General features: G+C 57.6%; 16 protein-coding genes. 3 read left to right on the top strand and 13 right to left on the bottom strand.

Annotated features, from left to right (window positions below; all coding sequences use genetic code 11):
• Window positions 1–10: 10 nt before the first annotated feature.
• Together Q8X51_RS29625 and Q8X51_RS29620 are read right to left on the bottom strand one after the other, a co-directional pair.
• Window positions 11–691 (bottom strand): CsgG/HfaB family protein, encoded by a 681-nt coding sequence (locus Q8X51_RS29625; protein ID WP_027608087.1) that lies wholly within the window; start codon window positions 689–691, stop codon window positions 11–13.
• Window positions 692–733: 42 nt separating this feature from the next.
• Window positions 734–1,315 (bottom strand): hypothetical protein, encoded by a 582-nt coding sequence (locus Q8X51_RS29620; protein WP_074848316.1) that lies wholly within the window; start codon window positions 1,313–1,315, stop codon window positions 734–736.
• A gap of 173 nt (window positions 1,316–1,488) precedes the next feature.
• On the opposite strand from Q8X51_RS29620, the gene Q8X51_RS29615 reads away from it, so the two are divergent.
• Both Q8X51_RS29615 and Q8X51_RS29610 read left to right on the top strand, forming a co-directional pair.
• Window positions 1,489–2,100 (top strand): hypothetical protein, encoded by a 612-nt coding sequence (locus tag Q8X51_RS29615; RefSeq protein ID WP_083221256.1) that lies wholly within the window; start codon window positions 1,489–1,491, stop codon window positions 2,098–2,100.
• Between the two features lie 16 nt (window positions 2,101–2,116).
• Entirely contained in the window at window positions 2,117–2,704 is a 588-nt protein-coding gene (locus Q8X51_RS29610; RefSeq protein WP_065926305.1) for a hypothetical protein, read from the top strand.
• 91 nt (window positions 2,705–2,795) lie between these two features.
• Here Q8X51_RS29610 and Q8X51_RS29605 read toward each other — a convergent pair whose 3' ends face one another.
• Complete coding sequence (locus Q8X51_RS29605; protein ID WP_065926304.1) at window positions 2,796–3,416, bottom strand: hypothetical protein; 621 nt, start codon at window positions 3,414–3,416, stop codon at window positions 2,796–2,798.
• Window positions 3,417–3,991: 575 nt separating this feature from the next.
• Here Q8X51_RS29605 and Q8X51_RS29600 point away from each other — a divergent pair.
• Window positions 3,992–4,249, top strand: a complete 258-nt coding sequence (locus tag Q8X51_RS29600) for a hypothetical protein (RefSeq protein WP_065948568.1) — start codon at window positions 3,992–3,994, stop codon at window positions 4,247–4,249.
• 33 nt (window positions 4,250–4,282) lie between these two features.
• Here Q8X51_RS29600 and Q8X51_RS29595 read toward each other — a convergent pair whose 3' ends face one another.
• The 10 genes from Q8X51_RS29595 to Q8X51_RS29550 all read right to left on the bottom strand — a co-directional run bounded on the left by Q8X51_RS29595 (window position 4,283) and on the right by Q8X51_RS29550 (window position 19,460).
• Window positions 4,283–4,717 (bottom strand): RDD family protein, encoded by a 435-nt coding sequence (locus Q8X51_RS29595; protein ID WP_065926302.1) that lies wholly within the window; start codon window positions 4,715–4,717, stop codon window positions 4,283–4,285.
• 7 nt (window positions 4,718–4,724) lie between these two features.
• Window positions 4,725–5,198, bottom strand: coding sequence for an RDD family protein (locus Q8X51_RS29590; protein ID WP_051429414.1), 474 nt, complete (start codon window positions 5,196–5,198; stop codon window positions 4,725–4,727).
• A 127-nt stretch (window positions 5,199–5,325) separates the two neighbouring features.
• The gene (gene lepB, locus Q8X51_RS29585; protein WP_065926300.1) at window positions 5,326–6,111 is read right to left on the bottom strand and encodes a signal peptidase I; all 786 of its coding nucleotides are present in this window, start codon (window positions 6,109–6,111) and stop codon (window positions 5,326–5,328) included.
• A gap of 39 nt (window positions 6,112–6,150) precedes the next feature.
• Window positions 6,151–6,600 (bottom strand): SMI1/KNR4 family protein, encoded by a 450-nt coding sequence (locus tag Q8X51_RS29580; protein ID WP_407694672.1) that lies wholly within the window; start codon window positions 6,598–6,600, stop codon window positions 6,151–6,153.
• A gap of 22 nt (window positions 6,601–6,622) precedes the next feature.
• Window positions 6,623–7,084 (bottom strand): Imm6 family immunity protein, encoded by a 462-nt coding sequence (locus tag Q8X51_RS29575; RefSeq protein WP_407694673.1) that lies wholly within the window; start codon window positions 7,082–7,084, stop codon window positions 6,623–6,625.
• Window positions 7,085–7,136: 52 nt separating this feature from the next.
• Window positions 7,137–7,616, bottom strand: a complete 480-nt coding sequence (locus tag Q8X51_RS29570; RefSeq protein ID WP_407694674.1) for a hypothetical protein — start codon at window positions 7,614–7,616, stop codon at window positions 7,137–7,139.
• Window positions 7,617–7,867: 251 nt separating this feature from the next.
• Window positions 7,868–8,272: a hypothetical protein gene (locus Q8X51_RS29565; protein ID WP_074848310.1), complete on the bottom strand. Its 405-nt coding sequence runs from the start codon at window positions 8,270–8,272 to the stop codon at window positions 7,868–7,870.
• A gap of 636 nt (window positions 8,273–8,908) precedes the next feature.
• On the bottom strand, window positions 8,909–9,583 hold the full coding sequence (locus Q8X51_RS29560) for a hypothetical protein (RefSeq protein WP_065926296.1): 675 nt from the start codon (window positions 9,581–9,583) through the stop codon (window positions 8,909–8,911).
• Window positions 9,584–10,542: 959 nt separating this feature from the next.
• On the bottom strand, window positions 10,543–10,917 hold the full coding sequence (locus Q8X51_RS29555) for a hypothetical protein (protein ID WP_065926295.1): 375 nt from the start codon (window positions 10,915–10,917) through the stop codon (window positions 10,543–10,545).
• A gap of 2 nt (window positions 10,918–10,919) precedes the next feature.
• A complete protein-coding gene (locus Q8X51_RS29550) occupies window positions 10,920–19,460 on the bottom strand; it encodes a hemagglutinin repeat-containing protein (RefSeq protein WP_407694675.1) in 8,541 nt (2,846 codons plus the stop codon).
• Window positions 19,461–19,487 lie beyond the last annotated feature (27 nt).

The raw sequence follows: 19,487 nt of genomic DNA, 5'->3' as shown, positions 1-19,487 counted from the left end.
GGGTTGCTGATCAGTTGCGCGGGTTCCAGGCGCCGGCGTTGATGCCGTCGACCAGGCGGTTGATGGCTTCGCGCATGGCCAGGTCGAGGACCTTGCCATTGAGGGTGGAGTCGTAGCTGGCGGTGCCGCCGAAGCCGACCACTTCACGGTTGGACAGCGCGTACTCACCGGCGCCCTGGGTGGAGTACACCACTTCGGAGGTGCTGATGTTGACGATGTTCAGTGCGACCTTGGCGTAGGCCACTTGGGTCTTGCCACGGCCGAGGATGCCGAACAGCTGGCGGTCGCCGGTCTCTTTGCGGCCGAACTCGGTCACGTCGCCGGTCACGACGTAGTCAGCGCCCTTGAGCTTCTGCGCGGTGCCCTTGATCGCGGCTTCCTGGGAGATTTCGCCCATGTTGTCGCGGTCCAGCACGCTGAAGCGGTTGGTCTGCTGCAGGTGGGTAATCAGGATGGTCTTGGCCTGGCCACCGAGGCGGTCGACGCCATCGGAGAAAATGCCGCGCATGTAGCTGGAGCGGTTGTCGAACTTGCCCACGGCGATGGGCACACGCACGCCGGAATAGGCGACGTTGGCGCTGGCGACCTGTTCCACCGGCATGGCGCGGTTGCTCTCCGTGGCGCAACCGGCCACGGTCAACAGCGCTGCGGCGGTGAGGCCGGACAGCAGGATTTTGGACAGTGTGTTCACGGGGTGCTCCTAAATGGGGGGAATCGGGTATGGCAGCTGACGCTAGCGAGACGGAATATCGCGCAGGTCGTCGACGATGTAGTCGCTTAGCCCACTAGTGAAATACCGCTCGACACTGGAGTTACCGCTGTTGGTTACAACGCCGGCAAGGGTCCTCCATTGTTGCGGCTGGCCTCGCCAGTTGCTGGGCTCCAGGCTGGGGCGGTTCTGGGCGAAGTGCAGCACCTCGGCACCGGCTTTCTTGACCTTGACCTTGTAGCCAAAATCGATGCTTTGCAGGATGGTACCGTCGTCAATCAACAGGTTCGAAAACCCACCATTGGAGTCGATGATATGGCGCACATAGACGACGTCGACATCCAGCAAATAATCGGCGCTGTCTTTACTGGTTGCGTAACGCTTGGCTTTGAGCAAGCGGTTTACCAGATCGACGCCGAGTTCCTGGCGAACTTTGTCATCCGACATGAAGTGCTTACTCTTGCCCTTCACCTCAACGTTGAAGGTGTCGAGCCAGTAAGTAGCAGTCTTCGAAATCGTGACCGGTGCCGGCGAGATGTAGTACTCCGGCTTGGAGGCGCAGCCCGCCATCAGGCAGGCGACGAGGAATACGGCAAACATGCGCATGTCTGGATTCGTCCCTGAAAAGTATCGTGCTTTAAACAATCGCGGCATTTTACGGGGTTGAGAGCGGTTCTCAAGGTGTTTCGTCGGTTGCCGTGCGGTGGCGCACATTCCCTCAAGTTATGGGGATACGGGTCGAAACAGTAACTTGGCTTGCTCACTTATAGGGACATTGCGTGCTTAACACTCTGCTTCGGGCTACGGCCCTGATCGCTGCGCTGTCGATGACCGGCTGCGTTTCCTACACCGTCACCGGCCCCATCGCCGCCCCGCTCCACCCGGTCGCTGTCAGCAGCCCGCGCAGTGCGCAAATCGCCGATGTGACGGTGAGCGCCGCCGACGTCAACGAGGCCAACAAGGCCGCCATCAGCAGCTCCCTGACGGCCCAGATCACTCAGTACGTGCGCACTGGGGGTTACTTCAAGCAGGTCACCGAGTATCCGGTGCGCCTGGGCGAGCAGGACGTGACGCTCACATTCAACATGACCGCCCTCAAGGGCCATCGCGCGCCACACCCGGCGTACGTACCCGGTGCGCTGCTGACGCTGACCATCTGGATCTGGGTCAACGGCCCGATCTACGTGGACAGCTTCGAGGTGGCCGGCGACCTGGTGATCGTCGACCGCAACGGCAAGGAACTGGCCAAGGCCAAGGATTCGATCAAATTCGAACACAACGTCGGGCTTTACAGCGGCCAATACTGGGCACCGTCGATGGGCGGCCAACAGCTGACCAAACTGGTCGGGCAACTGCTCGACACCGCCACCGCCAACCTGGCCAAACCGTAATTCCAAGGAGTGATGCATGAAAGGATTGATCAAACACAGCCTGGTACTCGCCGCCGTCCTGCTGACCGGCTGCGTGTCTTACTCGCAGCACGAATTGCCCGCTGTACAGCCCTGGCCACCGACCGCCAACGCCCCGGCGCAAAAGCCCACGGCGTACGTGCACACCACCGCGCAGAACCACGTCAACGGCGGCCCTGGCAACGCGGCAGTCGGCGCACCGGTGGTGCTGTGGGAAAAGGCCGTGGCCGATTCGTTTCGCCAGTCCAACCGTTTCTCGCGGGTGAGCACTGACAAGGTCGACTCGGATATCTACGTCGATGCCACGCTGCACAACAACGAACAGTTCAGCATGGCCTCGGCGATCATCACCGGCGCGACGTTCTTCATCATCCCGAGCACAGCGAAAAACACCTTCACCCTGGAGACAGTGTTCAAGGACAAGGATGGCAAGGAGCTGGGCCGCGTCAAAAAGAGCGAATCAGTGCGCACCTGGATGCACTTGGTACTGATCGTGGGCATCCCGTTCCAGGCAGACACGCGGGAAGTGGTCGAGGCGTTGACGCGCAGTACGCTGGATGAAGCGGTGCAGCGCAAGTTGCTGTAACCCCGCCCTCTGCAGGAGCGAGCTTGCTCGCGAAAAACCGGAGAACACCGCAGGCATTCAGCATGCCTGCGGTATCGCTGCCAGCCTCAGCTCACTTGATCAGGTCAGGTCGAGTGGTCTTGAGCATCGCTGCGCTCACCGCGCCCTGAACCGAGCAGGTGATCATGCCATTGCTGGTCTTGGCCAGGTCACCGGGTGCGGGCTCGACCATCAAGATGCGTTCGGCCGTATCGGTGACCAGCTTGCCCGCGTTGTCATCGCCGCCTTCCGGCACCCAGGCTGATTGCTTGTGCGACCAGATCTGCGCACGCGCGTAGATACCGTTGGCTTTCTCCAACGCCGTACCCGGTACTTTACTCAGCTGAGCGTAAAGCGCGTCGGGTGCCTGTTCGGTGTAGAAACCCCAGTTGATGATGCGCGAGCCCATCAGGTCCTGGTCTTCGGCGAAAAAGCCGGTCAAGGTCATACCGTCAAGCGTCAGTGGCGTGTCGAACATCCAGCGCTGGCCCATATCGGACTTTGTGCCGCCGCTGAGCGTGATCTTGCCGTTCTCCAGCTTATGGGCAACACGCTCCTTGAGCCCTGCCTGGCTTACCACCGCCAGGGAATTCTGGTCGCAGGCGAGAAAACTTTGCAGGGCAGGCGCCGCGGCGAAGCTGCTGGTGCAGGTCGCCAGTGCAGTGAGTGATATAAACAGACGATGCAGTTTCATTGACAGCTTCCTTGGGTCTAAATAATGGGTGGGGGGGAGCGAGTTTGCTTCTGCAGTAACGGGATAAAACGGTTAACACGCATACAGGGCTTTGAGCATCATGCCGTTGGCATCAACTCACGGTGTTTGAACGGGCGCAGATTTGCTCCCACCCTTTCTCAATCGTGCCCGTGTACTTACCGCACTACGCGCCCCTTTCGCCGGCGAAGGCCGGTTCAGATCTTTGATGCGTCTGGGCATCGCCAGTGTGTCGGCAGTGGGTGGCATTGCATGAGGCATTGTGCCACTACTCTGATGCCTTGCGCGGTTTTGGGTGAGGGGCTTATAGTCCGGCCGTCGTCCAACAGGGCGATCGGATTTGGCGATCCGTTGACCGTATGCGAAAGCTTTCTGCTTGCTTGCAGGTGCTTTCGTACCCGCATCGCTGCTTTATGGCAGCTGTGCGCGGGAGACCTTCGGGTCTGCCGGAACTCGGTCCCGGTTCGCCAACCTGCGTACAGCTGTCACCCACTCGTTTGGCGACGATAGGTGACAGCCTCACTCTACTGACCGAGGTTTTACCTATGAATCGATACATGCCCCTAACCGGCCACGACTGCACCGTCCCCGCCCTGCTCATCGACACCCAAGCCCCCCTCGACGTCCTCCATGACGCCGCCGTGCACCGCATCCAAGCCGTCACCCAACTCCTGGAAAACCTGGCCTTCCGCGATCAGCTCAGCAGCGATGCCGTGGTGCTGCAGGACTTCGCCCATCTGCTGGCGATTCCGCTGCGCGACGGCTGTGATTTGTTGGATGCGATCAGTCGCAGGCTGAACGCCAACCCGTCCTGAGTTACACAGGGCGGCCCGTCCAGGCCGCCCTGCTCAGGAATTGATAACAATCGTCTTGGCCAACATATCGCCCAAGCGACGACGCAGGCCGAACAGTACAAAAAGACCGTCCAGCACACTGAACACCATCTTCGGAACATTGCGCAGGAACGACTGGAACAGCGTGCAGTTCGTGGGGTACGGGTAACCCACCACGGCCGTGCGGCACACCCGCTTGCCCAGGCTCTGGCCATTGGGCAAGGCATCGCAAAACAGGTAGTACCCGAAGGCTGAAAACAGCAGCACATAGTGGAGGCCATCAAACAATGCCGGGCCTCCTGCAGAGCTCAGATAGAAATAGGCATAGTCCAGGTTTCGGTTCAAAAACAGCAGGAAAAACACCACGGCCATATCGATCAGATAGCCGAGCAACCGTCTGAACGGGCTGGCGATGTCCCAGGTTTGCGTGGCCGATACCGAATCGTTCATGACGTATTTATCCCCTACCGTTGTCATAAATATCCGCAAGGCTGCGAACGCTCGTCAGGTTGCCGGTCTGAACCACGATGGTCTTGGCGAACATATCGCCCAGGCGCGTTCTGGACTCCATGAATATCCACACCCAATCGATCACCACCAGCGCTCCGGAATTGCGGGTTAACGCCTGGGAAACCGTGCAGCTTTTGCGAGTTTTACGGTCGACGACGGCGATGCTCAACAAACGCTTGCCCAGGCTCTGGCCGTTGGGCAACGCGTCGGCCAGCAGGAAGTAGGCGAAGGCTGCAAAAAACGCCGAGAGAAAACCAGCCTTGGGCGTCACGGCCGGCACGTAGGCAGACAATGCACCGGCGCAGAATTTGACGATGAAAAAGATCAGGACTGCGATGGCGCAGTCGATAAGGCGCGCGGCCAGGCGCCGGCCGATGCTGGCCAGGATCGTCGGGCGTTTGGCGGTGTGGTTTGCGTCCATGCGGTATTGCTCCAGATTCATGGCGTTGGTGTGTTTTGACTGGGCGCAAATCGGCTCCCAGCCTTTCAATGGTATTGCTGTGCTGCCCGCCGGCCGGGAGTACCTGCGCCAGCGATGCTCGAAAGGCTCATGGAAACGTCGTCCCGATACGCGCTCGTTCATTCGAGAACCAGATGCCGGTGACCTTGCCCACCACATCCTCAAGCGCGACCTGGCCCATGAAGCGGCTGTCGTTGCTGACATCCCGGTTGTCGCCCAACAGGTACACATGCCCCGGCGCTACCTGGAGCGGCGCCAACTCAAGGGAGTAGTCCTTTTTGACGCGCTCAGCCGGTGCGTGAAACAAACCCAGGTTCTCACCGTTGCGGATCACCTCGCCATGGACGATGGCCAGAGTGTCACCACCGATTCCCGCTACCCGTTTGACCGCCTCGGTGCCATTCCAGCGATACACCACGATATCCCCCACGTTGGGCACGCCAGCCCGCAGGTCCGACATGATGTAGTCGCCAATCGACAACGTCGGGACCATCGACCCCGACGGAATGTAATAGTTTTTGAAGCCCAACAACGGCACCCGAAAGACGTCCAGCGTCAGCACCAGGACCACCACCACGCCGACGTAAAGAGCATGGAAGCGTTTACGCGGCACATTGGGCGGACCGCTGTAGCGACGGGCCAACACGGCGGACACGATGGCAGAGGTCAGTTTGACCGTGATGACGAAAGCGAAGAATGCATACAACCCAAGGGGTGTAGTGACCAACCCCAAGGCACCCATCAGCGCGACCCCGCCGAGCAACAACGCTGCGACCCGGATACCCCACTGTGTACGGCCTACATACACCAGGCCCCAGCCGGGTATGAGGCAGGCCATCAGGAAGGCCTGGAGGGAGAATTTTGCAGGTTTCATTGATCATCCTTAATAATGCAAATGCTGGCGCCGCGCATATTACTGCTGGGCTCGCCAATCCACATAACCTTTAATTGCTGTTAACTGGCTAAGGATGAAGCTGGAAAAATCCTCATATAAGACTTCCGCATCACTCAATTCAGGATCAATTTCGACAATTGACCAATCATTCGCAGCATCGAATGCATAAAAGACACCGCTCCCGGTACTGGCAAACACATACATATTACGATAAGCAACTACATCACATCCGGTGACAACTGAATACTTCGTTGGACCATCCTCGATGTAAAGTGCGCTATCCAGCTCACCAAATCCAAACTGTTCAAGGAATTCAAGATAGTCGAGCGGCACACCTACGCGGTCGAGAACCTCAACACCTCTCAAGACTAATTCATGGTTACTTAAGCAGCTTCCATAATCACCTTCATACAACGCACTGGACACTATTTCTCTTATAAGAACACCAACTTCCGACGCGCCTTTCATCGCCACTCCTTGCATCTGAACATTAACCATTTTTAGATAGATAAACGTCTAACACGCCACCCGCTCCGACCTTATAGATATATTCGACTATGTATTCAACAGCCTGCTCACCTGCCTCGTTGACTGAGGCGGACATTCTTTCTTCCCGACCTGAAACCTTATAAGCCTGATGTGCAAAAAAGCCAATGACCAGAAGTATCAGAATCAAGCTGTCTTGCTCTAAGCTTTCCGTAATGAAATGATGCTCTCCCAAAGGACCATTTTGCATTTCATCTGAGTCTAAATAGTAGGCCAACTGCTCAGGGCTTAAACTTCTATCGGTTAACCATGACCAGCACAACTCAATAGCCTCACTACATTTAGTATAGGTAGCGGGAGCTGACGATAGATTATCTAAAGTTTGATCGAGAATCAAAAGAAAAATAGCCGCTCTTTTAACCCACACTTGCCCCTCTAAAACAGACAGACTTTCCGAGTAACTCATAGAACCCGATCCTTTTTAGCTCAAACACAGAAAACAATTAAGCTCACTTCTATCAAACTCCCTGACACTTCCACAAAATTGCGTAAGGCACCTCATCATTCAATAACCCCAATGAGCGAAAATAATAGACCGCTGACGGACCTTCCAAACTCTTATGAACAAAAGCGCCATCAGACATCACACGATAAGAGGCATACTCTCGAATATTACCGGCAGTCTCCAACGCTCGCTTTATTTCAATATAGGTCGCCCCAGCCTCCTCTGGCATCAACTCAAAGGGCGGAGGGCAAACAGCCCCATCATCACTTTCGACGTCTCTGTAATAGGCTCGCTGAAATGCTGCGTCACTGGCCGTCCAGTAAAATGACAATACTTTCAGCTTATCCTGCCCATCCTCTTTAATCGCATCTGCCAAGCAGTACTGAGTGACCGACATCTTGTACACTCCCTCATCGATGAGTAAAAGTCCTGCTTCGGGCACAGCAAGCGCATCACCCTTTTTAAGCTCGCGTAACAGTGCCCATTCAGTCATCACCAAACACTCCTGTTGCGATTTCCAATTATCTCGATGGGAACATACATGCGACGATTTGTCATACCGCTTAGTATCCTCCGACACTCAGAGGAAAGAGGGGCCTGACCCTGAGGAATCCCCACCGGATTGTCCCGCTCGAGATTGGCGGATATGGAGCTATTGGTGCGCGATGAAGTACACCGGCAAGCTCAGAGGCTAGAGTAGATTTGTGGGGACTCCTCAGGGTCTGCCCCCTTTTTTTCACTTATTCAGCCGTCGCTTTGACTCAAAATATTTATCTCACGCCAGTAGACAGTCGCTGGTAGAGACTGATTCTGATTAAACAAGGAAAAAACCTCGATTACATCATCAATATTAAACCACTCATCCTTTTTTAATGGTACACGGCCCGCACCAAACGACAGTAAGCTTCCATCTTCAAAGTTTGTACTAGAATTTGAATGATAACCTCTGAACAGTTTTTTACTTTTAGCGTCATATCTTTCAATAAAACAAGTGAATCTGCCTCCAGCCACTTGCACATAGTTACCCTCATCATCAGTTATACATGCGAATGAGCTAGGGCCGTAGCTTTTTAATTTTTTTAGCGTTTTTATAATCTGCGCTTGATTTACACCTACTACTACAGGACTATTTTCGGCTTCGAGCTTCATATTTCCCACCTTTATGGCACATAGACTGTTGTAGCGCTTTCGATGACTTGTCCATTTAGCCGTCCTTTCCCTTGCGCCCCAAACTCATTAACAAAGTAATCGGTAAATTCTTGATAGCTGGTCTTACTAGCCGACCCGCTTTTTACCTCAAGAGAAATAGGGGTCAGACCACCAATATACATTGGTGCACTAATCGTGGTCTGCCCCCTATTTCCCTGGGTGTCTTAGCCGCACCAAGCAACTGCTTAGTAGCAAGCCCGATTGAATTCAGGATCAACAATGCAATCAAGCCCAGCAGAAACAATTCATGTCCTTTGTCATTCGCCTCACCTGTGACTCGGATATTTCATCTCGGCCCTGCCTTCCAATTAAGGACTTCGGATCTACCACCTGTGGAACGCCGCTAACAACATCCGCCCCAACCGCTCGGGGCTCACTACCTGCATACCGCCGCCAATCCGGATGGTAAGGATTGGCCTTCATCTCGTCCGTAACCGTGGTAAGTCTCGTCGGCTTAGGTGCTTCCGCTGCCGGCTTTTCATCCTGGAAGCTCGCGCCATTCGCCGCTGGAGCACCGTCACCCACGGCTTTCGTTGTCCCAGAGGGCAAATCGCTCGGAGGTCCTTTTGCACCTGTTCAACCCTTCAATGCTGGCAAAGACAGCACTTCATCGTACTGTGGCCAGTCTTCCCTTGCGCGCTTGAGCACACCTTGCATCAACTCGTCCAACTCAGGCACTGGTTGCTCGGGCGGCAATTGGTCAAAGGGCGCGGCCAGCAGCGGATGATCAATCTTCTGCGGATTGGCTAAACCTTCCCACTGGCGTAGGCGCAGGATATAGAGAATTTCCACCGGCACGCGCTCCAAGTGCCAGTCCTGATTGAAGTCGTAGGAACTCTTCTGGCTCTCTTTGCCGGTTTGCCAAGTGTGGCGGTCACACGCGGCCAACAGGCAGGGCATCAGGTCGTCGGGGCTGGGAGTGCGCCACTTGGCCAACAAGGCTTCGTAGATGGGTTCGTCGTAAGCATAAGCAGGCCATTGATGCGAGACATCGCCCACCCAATCGGCAAACACACGCAGCATAAAGGCTTGGGCGCGGCGGTGTTGCTCTTCGTACTCAATCACTAATTGATGCCCACGATTGAGAGCCGCATGGGTGAGATAGCCCTGATGGATGACGGCATCCTTCCAGCCTAGGATCGCCATGGCGGCCATCATATTGGTGGCGGTTTGGATGCTGTAGTTTTGGCGGCGTCGATCATTGCCTGCCGCTTTGGCAATAATGTCGAACTGACCCGCCCAGAAGAACAACTGCCAAATTCCTACTTGGTAATAGCGCAGCCAATGGGCCAACTCCAGAAGCCATCGCGGATTATCTGGTGCGGTCGCCAATACCTTGTGGGCTCGTGTGACGGCTATCCATTCGGAGCTACTACGCGTAACGTTGTCACTATTCGGTACAGGCATTGATGGCTTCGCAAATGCATCGCCGCGCTCAACATATTCACGGATGCCATTCAACTCGTATTCATCTGAGACGTGTGGCCCCTTGGCTATGCGACCCAGCACACTTTTGTAGGAGGGCCATTTCGGGTTTACGCCCGAGCGCTCGCACTGAATTACTTCTTGGTCCATATTTCCACCTTAAATTCTGCTACACCAGTTTTACTGGGGGCGGGAACACCGACTTTGACTGTTACACCTTGAACCTTGGCTTTTCCTGAATCCAACGCCGCTTGCAAAGCATCGCGTAAAGCAGGATCAGAGTCGGGAATTCGAGAAATAGGGGTCAGACCACCAATATACATTGGTGCACTAATCGCGGTATGACACCAATTTTTAGCGGATCAACGAACACTAAAAAACCAAAGAACGAGACCTAGAACAAATCCAGCCCCAGCTATTTCTAGATAGAGCGCCATATACTCTTTTATAAGCCCGGCAACGTCTTCACCACCACTCAATCAATACCCGGCAACCTGAAAGAACACACACATAAACAACAGGCCGAACGCACAGGCACAAGGAAGATAGATGGCGATCCACCAAGACTCATTTCTTTTCATTGCCAACCGAAACCATTACGTGCGCCACACCACCAAGAGAAATTTGCCCCGCTTATTTGGGGACTTTATAAAAATGTGATCTGCCCCCGATTTCCTCTGATGTGGATGTTGCTGTAAATTCGCATCATTAGCCGCTGGTGTACCGTTACCGACTAACTTTGCTTCACCAGACGGCAAGCCGCTCGCAGGTTCTTTTGCACCAACTTATCTAGGAAGAAGATATTTCTCCCTAACCTGTGCCATACAATCGATCATTTCTGCCAGTTTCTCCCCTTTTAGCCCCACGTCTGCTAAATCATCGGCGCAGCATTTTTCATAAGCCCTAGCCAAACCCTCTAACATATCCTCCGCATAAGGACTTTCTCTAGACAACTCTAACCCATACTTCATACCCTCGCTAAATATTGCAGTTTGCAACACTGCAAATAAACCTACATCAGCAGACGTGCAAAGAGAGCCCGCTTCATCTTGAACATAAGCAAAGGCTTGTTCTGGCCGAAGACGAATCTGTGATATAGCCTTTTCATAAAGCCTAGATACTATCGGATAAATTTCTTCCACAGCCAAATCGATCGCCATAACTACTTCTCCACAGTAAATATATTTAACTGGATGTTAGGATACCGCTCGCGAAACTGATTGACAATATTAGTACAACTTGGGCAAACCATTTTCTCTGAAATCAAATTTATACGCCCAGAAGTTTGTGAGTTCGGACCTAGACGCTGAGCTAAAGTTTCCAAAATTTTAAATTCTGTATCCATGTCTCGCAGATACCCCTCAGTCGTTCCAACATATTTAGACGTAGAAACTTGAGGTTTTAATATCCACGAATTCAGATCACCACCAGGCTTCGGCAAAAACTCCTCGACCCTATTATCAAACTGACTATAAGCTTTCATCACCATAGTCTCTGATGACAGCGCACCAACATCCACTTCAGCAAATGCGACGTTTCCTTCTCGAGGTAACCCTGTCCGAACATCACTAACCGCCGCCGAAAGCCTATCCCTGATTCTCGGCGCGGTGGAGTTAGATAGGTAGACTAGGCGTTCCCCCTCTGCAATCGTCCCAGTCGTTTTTGTGCCGTTTGCCCCTAGGACGAAAAGCTCACCTGACGCCTCCGTCGCCAATTTCCTTTTCGCAAAGGCAGCGGCAATCGCCGCCGAAATCCTCGCTCCCAGGCCTACACCTGTGAGCGAAAGGGCCGCCTCATCCACCGCCGTGACCGGTTCAGCCGATTTCCTAGCTAATAACAACAGCCTCGACATCGCGTCTTTTGAAGCCATTTCGTTGGTCGAGACGTTAATGATTTCTGTCGCATGAGCATCTGCCTGCTCCCGACCGTATTGAACCCATTTGTCAAATGAGCTCAATTCGCCATAAAGGCCGTCGCCCAAGCCATTAAAAAGGCTCGTGTCTACAAACTGCTCTTTGGTGGAGTTGAACGCATAAACTGCAGAACCATTGGCAATAATTGCGGTGCCGTCTTTCCACGTTAATGGAATCTTCTGTTCAGCCAATTCTTGAATCGCACCTCTGGCAATCGCCAAATCACGATCCAGCCAATCTCGCGTCGGGTCATTGCCCCAGTTCTTTTCAAGCGCATCTAAACGGGCGCTTTCGACGACATCGACCTTTGATCCTGCTGCCATACGCAGCAAGTCTTCCCACGAGGCATCCGATTTCGGCTTGCGCCAAATTTTCTCTAACTCTTCTGCTTTCTTCTTGAGTAATGGCACCTCTTGGGTCAGGTGAAGTTGTCGATTGAATACTTCGACGCCGTAACCGGTCCCGGCCCCGACAACAGCGCCGCCGGTGCCATTCCCGGCGCCTGCTCCAGCGCCGATCCCGGTCGCAACCAACGCAGTGATGTTTTCCTGGCTGACCTTAGATAATTTGCTGTTTTCCAGCGCCTTTGCAATCGAGGGCATCAAGGCGGCGGAAGCACCGGCCCCCAACGCGCCACTTTCCACGCTGCCGCTGGACAACCCCATGGCGGCACCTGCCAACGCGTGCAACATGACGCGTGCTGCTCCACCTTCTGCCCATGCGGCTCGGGTGGCCGCGTCCGATTTCGGGTTCAGGGATTGCGCCTCAGCGTAATCACCCACTCGCTTGAAGATCTCGCTAGACGCAGTATTGGCGACGATACCGACTGTCGTACCGACGGGCGCGCCACCAAGGCCCGCGGCGATCAGTCCCGTCGCGATATCGGCCATCATTTTCTTGTCGCCGCCGAACTGCCAACGCTTGGCTTCCGAATAAGCCAGATCGGCGGCACGGGCGGTATCAGCAGCACCAGGCGCGCCTGCGTCTGCTTGTTCCTTCGCCGCCTGCCCAAGCTTCTTGGCCTCATCGGCCTTCGCCCTGCCTACCGCACTGATCACCCCACTGGCCAACTGCGCCGAGCTTTGGATCAGGTCAATACGCTCTTGCATGGCCTTTTCATCAGGCCGGTCAAGTTTCTGATTGGCGTTGGCGGTGTCGCGATTCAACCCCACCAGGTCATTGGCACCTTCGGCATTGCGAACCACAATCGTGCCTTCGCTGACCGCGCTACGGGTGTAGCTATGGTCTTTCTCCTTGAGCGCTATCGGGATGCTGCCGCCCATCGACGCACCGCTGGTACTGCTGGAAGACACCGAAATACCAGCAGACTGACTTTTGATCTCGCTGACATTCTTGATATCGCTGACGATCAGCCGATCCGTGCTGAGCCGGTTCTTATCAGCTGACGCCTCACTGGCAATCACCGCGCCTTGCAGGGTGGTGGTCTTGCCGACATTGATGTCGTAGCCGCCCGTGCCCGCATACAAACCGCTCTGGTCGGTCACGCCCTTGTAGTCGCTGTTCATATTCGCGGCGGCAATGTTCGCCGAGCCCGCTACGGTAGAGCCGTAGCAGAACGGAGGGACGCAGATACTGGCGCCGAAGCCTGCGCTGCTCTGTTTGCTGCGCGACGACTCGGTGTCCTGGAGGGAGATGATATTGAGGTTTCCGCCAATATCTGCCTTGATACGGTCCGCACGAACCTGGGCGCCTTTGAGGGTGGTATCGCCACCGCTTTGTAACAACAGGCTGCCTGTATCGAGGGTGCTATTGACCTGAGTGACGGAGTTACCGTTGCCATTGTTCTTGGCACCCTGCGCTCCGAGGTCGAGGGTGAAGCCGTTTTGCTCGCCAATATTGAAGCTGGCGCCAATGGCGGTTTTATTTTTCGACCCTTCGTTTTTGCGGTCGGTGGTGTTCTGTGCGCTTTGCATCAACACATCGTTTTTGGCTAACAACAAGGTGTTGGCGGCTTTCAAGCTGCTGCCGGTGATCTGGATATCACCCTGAGTACCCGCCGCTGCGCCCGTGGCAACGATCGACAAGTCTTGCCCTGCGTTGAGCGTGCTCTGCTTGGCGGTGACACTGTTGAATTCGCTGCTGTTCTTGCTGCGGTTATTGGCCAGTTCAGTACCGATCTTGATCAGCGAACCGTTGCCGGGCGTGCCGCCGGTTTTGTTTTTGAAGCCGGAGCTTTGCGCATTGGCGTCCGAAGCCTGGCCATTCAGGTTGTAGGCGGCGAGGGCTGCCTGGGCGATTTTGACTGCCTTGAGTCGTGGGTCATCAGCGCTACGGGCCGCTTTGACGGCGTCGCGCATGCTGGTGGCGGTGTCCACTACCGAGCCCGCGATCACCCGCCCAACCGCCAAGCTCTTGGAACTGTCCTTACTGGTCTGACTGGCCGTCTCCATCCCCGAAGTAACGGTGACATCAGCCCCACTCAACTCCATGTTCTTGGTGCTCACCAGATCACTGGCCACCACCTTCAACTCACGCCCCGCCGTCAACGACACATTGCCCGCGCTCGAACCAATCGTGCTGCCGGTCAAGGTCATTTCATTGGCCGTGCCGTTGTGCTTCGAGCTGTTGATGTACAGCTTCTGGTTGCCGGTCATGTCGTCCAGACCGAGCTTGTTGCCGGTCAGCACGCCGGTGAGGTCGCGATTTTTTTCCTTGTGCATGTCGGTGCGGGCGAAGGTGTTTTGCGCCGCGTCGATGGTCAGGTCGCGGCCGGCCTGGACGGCGAGGTCGCCGGTGCTGACCAGGTTGGAACCGGTGACCGTGGCGTCGCGTTTGGCGGCGACGGTGACGGTTTCGCCGGAGACCATGCTGCCCAGGGCGGTGGTGCGTTTTTCGTCGACTTTGTCCTGGACTTTGCTCGACTTCAGGCCGCCCCAGCTGCTTTTGCTTTCCTTGCGTTCGTGGCGGGCGCTGTCGGCGTTGCTGACGGCGAGGATGTTCACGTCCTGGCCGGCCACCAGTTGCGTGGCGCCTTTTTCGGCAGTGACGGCACTGCCGGCCAGCAGCAGGTCTGCACCGGCGACGACGGTGCTGTTCGTCCCCGCGCTGACCAGGCTGCCGACGTTGTTCACCACATCGGTTTCATCCAGGCGGAATTTCTTGCCCTGGGAGGTTTTCTTGGTCTTGCTGTAGAAGCTGTAGTCCTGGTTTTCGGCGGCTTTGAGCTCGAGGTTTTTGCCGGATACCAGGTACGCCTCGTTGCCGGCGTTGACCTGGCTGGCGACCAGTTGCAGGTTCTGCCCGGCGCTCAGGGTGGCGTCGCCGCCGGCCTTGATCACGCTGGACACTTGCTGCACGTGGTCTTCGATGCTCTTGACCTTTTTCGTGTTGGTCGTGGAGTGCTGCTCGTTGGCCGCCGCGATGGCGTTGAGGTCGCGGGTGGCAATCAGGTTGACGTCGCGTTTGGCATTGACCTGGCTGGCCACGGCGCTGATGTCGCGCCCGCCAATCACATGCAGGTCGCGGCCGGCCTCGACCACCGAGCCTTGCTGGGCGATGGTGGTGAAGCTGGAGCGGTTGCCGATGGCGCCGCTGTCGAGGCTTTTCGAGGCGGTGATGTTGACGTCGCCCGCCGCCTTGACTGTGGCATCGGCACCGCTCTTGAGCACGCCGCCGACGTTGTTGATGTTGCCGCCAGCCTGCATGGCCAGATCGTTGGCCGATTCGATGCGCGCAGCGCTGTCGACGAAGTCGCTGCGTTCGCTGCGGTAGCTGCTGGCGCTTTCGTGGGTGGTGACGCTGCGTTCGTTGAGCAGGTCGGCGCCGGCGGCGAGGTTGACGTTGCCCGCGCTGATCACACCGCCTGCGCGGTTGGTCAGGTTGTTGCCGCTGAGCAGGTCGAGGCGACCACCGGCTTCCATCAACCCACTGTTGGTGAGGTTGCTGCCGACGTTCGCCAGCAGGTTGCCGGTGGCGCGCAAGGTGCCGGCGTTGTTGAGGTGGCTGCCGGTGATCAGGTTGACGTCGGTGCCGGAAATCAATGCACCGTTGGGTGCCAGGCGGTTATTCGCCTGGGCCAGGTACAGCACCGGCACCAGCACTTGTTGCCCGGCGACGGTGGCGTTTTCCAGCCACACGATGTCGTGGGTCAGGGCAGCGACTTGTTCGGCGGTGAGGCTCACGCCTACGGACAAATTCAGGGCGCTTTTGCTGCTGATGGCGTTGTCCATCAGGTGCTTGAACAGGTCGGCGTCGCTGGTCTGGCCATCGATGAAGCGCTGGCCGGTGCGGGCGAGCACGGCTTGCTGGATCAGGCGTTGTTCATAGAAGCCATCGCCCAGGCGACGTTGCGCGGTGTCGGGGTCGTAGCCCAGCTTGGTCAGCATGTAGTCCGAGCTCATGAACTGGCGCATGTCGGTGAGCAGCGGGTTGGTTTCGATCAGGTACTTGTGCGGGTTGGCCGCGAACTGGCTGGTGGGCAGGCCTTTGGCGCCATCGCTGTCGTTGAGGTGGAACAGGCCGTTCTGGCCGGTGGGCAGGTCGAAGCCGGGCAGGCCCAGCGGGTTGACCTGTTGCTGGGCAACGTCCGGTGGCAGTTGCGCGTTGAGGCTGACCAGGGTCGAGTAGCCCGGCGCCTTGGTGTTGGCGCCGCTGCCGACGTAGGTATAGCCACCTTGCACGACGCTGTTGTCGATGCCGGCCTGGGCCTTCACATCCACCGCGCCACCGGCCTGGATGACGGCGGCGTAGCTCTGGTCGGGCACCATCAGCTGGGTGGTCTTGCGCAGCTTGTCCTTCTCGCCCTCCATCTTGCCAATGAACGACGCCAGGCCGGCTTCGACGCCGGTCATGTCCTGGCCTGCCGAATAGCGTTGAGTGAAGGCCGCGGCTTCACGGTACCAGCCTCCGGGCTTGCGCTCGCGGGCTGAGGTAAAGACGCGGTCATACTGGGTATCGTGGGTCACGACGCCGACGTTGGTGAGTTGGTTGACGATGGCCGTGAGGTTGCCGCCGGCGGCGATGCTACTGCTGCTGTTGAGCAGCTCGCCGCCGGTGAGCAGCATGTTGCCGCCCGAGGTAATGCTGGACGCTGCCGTGGCATCGCTGACGATGAAGTGATCACGCTGGGTAATCTGGAACGGCCGGTTCTGCTTGCCGCCTTCGCAGTCGCCACCGGTCACCCCGTCGATACAGGCGATGGGCGTGATGGAGGCGCTGTAGATGCCGGACTCGGTGGTGAGCACAGTACGGATGTTCTGGATCGTGCTGGCCGCCAGGATCAGGTTGCGCTCGCTCTCGATCGTCCCCGAGCTGTTGATGATGCTGGTGGCCAGGCCGCCCTGGCCGTCGCGATCGACACGCAGGTTGCCCATGGCGTAGATCGCGGCGCCGAGGTTTTTCAGGCGGTCGACCTTGAGGTTCATGTCGCCGCCACTGAAGATCAGGCCGTGGTCGTTGAGCAGGTTGTCCACCGAAAGATCCAGGCTGCCCTGGCTGGCGACGCTGCCGCCCACGGTCCAGTCCTTGCCGCTGCCGACCAGGGCGCGGATGCCGAGCAGTTTGCCGGTGGCGGTCTGTTGCAGGTTATCGACGTTGACGGTCAGGCGCCCGGCCTGGATCGCGGTGCTGTTGGTCCAGTTGGCTTTATCGAGGATCAGGTCGCCATTGGTCACCAGGCTGCCGCCGACACCGTCGAGGCTGATGCCGCTGAGGTCGAGTGCCCCAGTGCCCACGTGCAATACCTTGCCGCCGGTGTTCTGGAAGCGGGTGGCGGCGAGGCTCAATTGGTCGTTGGCGGTCTCGAGGCTACCGCTGTTGTTGAGCAGGCCGCCGATGGCGTAGCGGGTCTTGCCGGTGGTGCCGAGGGCGCGCATCTGGCCGCTGTTGGTGAGGCTGGCAGTGTCGACGTCGAGGGCGGTGGCGCTCTCGATCAGGCCACGGTTAACCAGGGCCCCCGTCAGGCTGACGTCGATCCGGTTGCCGGCGATCTCGCCGCCGCTATCCACATTCATACCGGTCAGGTGCACGCGATCCCGAGCAAACAGCGCGCCGCTGCCGTTGTTGAAGTCAGTGGCGTCGATCTGCGCATCACCGGCTTTGGCGGCGATGCGGCCACCGTCGTTGTCGAGGGTGCCGGCGGTGAGGGTCACGCCGGACTTTTCACTGTGGATCAGGCCGTTGCCGCCGTTTTGCAGCAGGCCGCTGGTGGTCAGGGTCAGGCCATCGTTGGCGGCCAGGGTACCGTTGTTGCGGTTGTCGATGCTGTTGGCGAACAGGGTCAGCAAACCTTGGCTGGCGAGCTTGCCTCCCTGGTTGTCAACGTGGGCGGCGCGCTGGATCAGCAACGGGCCGGCACTCGCCAGCTTGCCATTGCGATTGATCAGGTCGCCGATCAGGTCCAGGGTGATTGCGTCGCCACCGGTGAGGCTGCCGGCGCTGTTGTCCAGGGTATCGCCGTGCAGGGTGAAGGCACCGGTGCTGTCGATGATGCCGCCCTGGCTGTTGTCCAGCAGGCCGCTGACGGTGAGGGTCTGCGTGCCGTCGCTGAGCAGGCGACCGTTGTTGCGGTTGTCGACGCTGGCGGCGGTGACGTTCAACACCTGCTTGGCGTTCATGGTACCGCCCTGGTTGTCCAGGGTATTGGCGGTGGCGCCGAGCTCGCGATTGGCGATCACCGTGCCGGTATTGCTGATGTGCTGGGCCTCGAGCTTGACGTCGCCGACGGTGTTGCGCGTGTTATCGGCGTTGACCCCGGCCTCGACGATGCCGCTGTTGGTCAGTTGGCCGTTGCTGGTCAGTGTGATGCTGTCGCGGGCGGCGAGGGTCTTGCTGTTTTTCAGGGTGCCCTTGGTCTGTGCCTTGAGGGTGGTGCCCGCGTACACGGCGCCCTTGGTCTCCAGGCTCGCGGCCTTAATGTCCACCGCACCGCTGGCGGCGGCCTGGGCCATGCTCAGGTGGCCGTTGGCGTCGAGCTGAATATCGCCACCACTGGCTGCCAGTGTGCCGTCGAGCTTCACACCCACGCCGGCTTCGGTGCCCACCAGTTTGATCGCACCGGCATACATGCCGCCCAGGGCCGACGAGTCGATGGCCAGTTCCGGCTTGGTGCTGCCGTCGTCGGCGCGCGCGGTGGTTTTCAGGCTTTGGGCGTCGACGTCATTGCGTCCGGCAATCACGGTGAGCTGGCGCGCATTGATCTTGGCGTTGATCTTGGCCGAACGGGTAATGATCTCGAAGCGGTCGACGTTGCTGGCGTTCAAGCCCTGGCCGTCGATGGTCACCGCACCGCCATCCACCTGGTAGCGGTCCAGGCGCCCGGTCTGGTCAAGAATCGGCTTGCCGGTGGTCAGGGTGACGTTGGGGGTATTGATAAAGCCGCAACCGTTACAGCTCACGCCATACGGGTTGGCCACGATGACCTTGGCGGACTGCCCCGCCACTTCGGTGTAGCCGCGCAACTGGCTGGGGCTGCCGCCGTTGACTTCGTTGAGGATGACATTCGCAGCGCCGCCCTTGAGGTTCGGGTTGCCGACGATGATCCCGCCCAGCTGCGTGCTCTGCACCATGCCCGTGGCGTTGTTGAGGATCACGCCGTTGGGACCGACGTTGTAGTCCTTGAACTGGTTATGGGACAGCCCGCTGCCATTGGGCGTGGCGATGTTCACCACCGGAACGCCGTTGCCCGCCTGCCCGAGGGTAGTGCCGGGGCCGCTGACCACAATACCCTCGGCCTGGGCCAGCAGCGGCTGCCAGAACAACGCGTTGGCCAGGATCAGGGCCAGGCCGCGTTGGCTCAGGCTTTTCAGGGCAGTAACAGGGCGAACGTCCATATTCAAAATCTCAAGGCAGCGGTGTTG

It is taken from the genome of Pseudomonas sp. Yb2C2 (assembly GCF_052112325.1).
Classification (GTDB): domain Bacteria; phylum Pseudomonadota; class Gammaproteobacteria; order Pseudomonadales; family Pseudomonadaceae; genus Aquipseudomonas; species Aquipseudomonas marginalis.
Note: the sequence above shows the minus strand (reverse complement) of the source record. Positions and strands in the feature narration are given on the sequence as shown.

Excerpts from the sequence above, each read along its gene's own strand:
- Q8X51_RS29590 (WP_051429414.1), bottom strand. The coding sequence starts at position 5,198 with ATGGACGCAAACCACACCGCCAAACGCCCGACGATCCTGGCCAGCATC.
- Q8X51_RS29605 (WP_065926304.1), bottom strand. The coding sequence starts at position 3,416 with ATGAAACTGCATCGTCTGTTTATATCACTCACTGCACTGGCGACCTGC.
- Q8X51_RS29565 (WP_074848310.1), bottom strand. The coding sequence starts at position 8,272 with ATGAAGCTCGAAGCCGAAAATAGTCCTGTAGTAGTAGGTGTAAATCAA.
- Q8X51_RS29570 (WP_407694674.1), bottom strand. The coding sequence starts at position 7,616 with ATGACTGAATGGGCACTGTTACGCGAGCTTAAAAAGGGTGATGCGCTT.
- Q8X51_RS29600 (WP_065948568.1), top strand. The coding sequence starts at position 3,992 with ATGCCCCTAACCGGCCACGACTGCACCGTCCCCGCCCTGCTCATCGAC.
- Q8X51_RS29620 (WP_074848316.1), bottom strand. The coding sequence starts at position 1,315 with ATGCGCATGTTTGCCGTATTCCTCGTCGCCTGCCTGATGGCGGGCTGC.
- Q8X51_RS29550 (WP_407694675.1), bottom strand. The coding sequence starts at position 19,460 with ATGGACGTTCGCCCTGTTACTGCCCTGAAAAGCCTGAGCCAACGCGGC.
- Q8X51_RS29555 (WP_065926295.1), bottom strand. The coding sequence starts at position 10,917 with ATGGCGATCGATTTGGCTGTGGAAGAAATTTATCCGATAGTATCTAGG.
- lepB (WP_065926300.1), bottom strand. The coding sequence starts at position 6,111 with ATGAAACCTGCAAAATTCTCCCTCCAGGCCTTCCTGATGGCCTGCCTC.
- Q8X51_RS29580 (WP_407694672.1), bottom strand. The coding sequence starts at position 6,600 with ATGAAAGGCGCGTCGGAAGTTGGTGTTCTTATAAGAGAAATAGTGTCC.
- Q8X51_RS29610 (WP_065926305.1), top strand. The coding sequence starts at position 2,117 with ATGAAAGGATTGATCAAACACAGCCTGGTACTCGCCGCCGTCCTGCTG.
- Q8X51_RS29595 (WP_065926302.1), bottom strand. The coding sequence starts at position 4,717 with ATGAACGATTCGGTATCGGCCACGCAAACCTGGGACATCGCCAGCCCG.
- Q8X51_RS29575 (WP_407694673.1), bottom strand. The coding sequence starts at position 7,084 with ATGAGTTACTCGGAAAGTCTGTCTGTTTTAGAGGGGCAAGTGTGGGTT.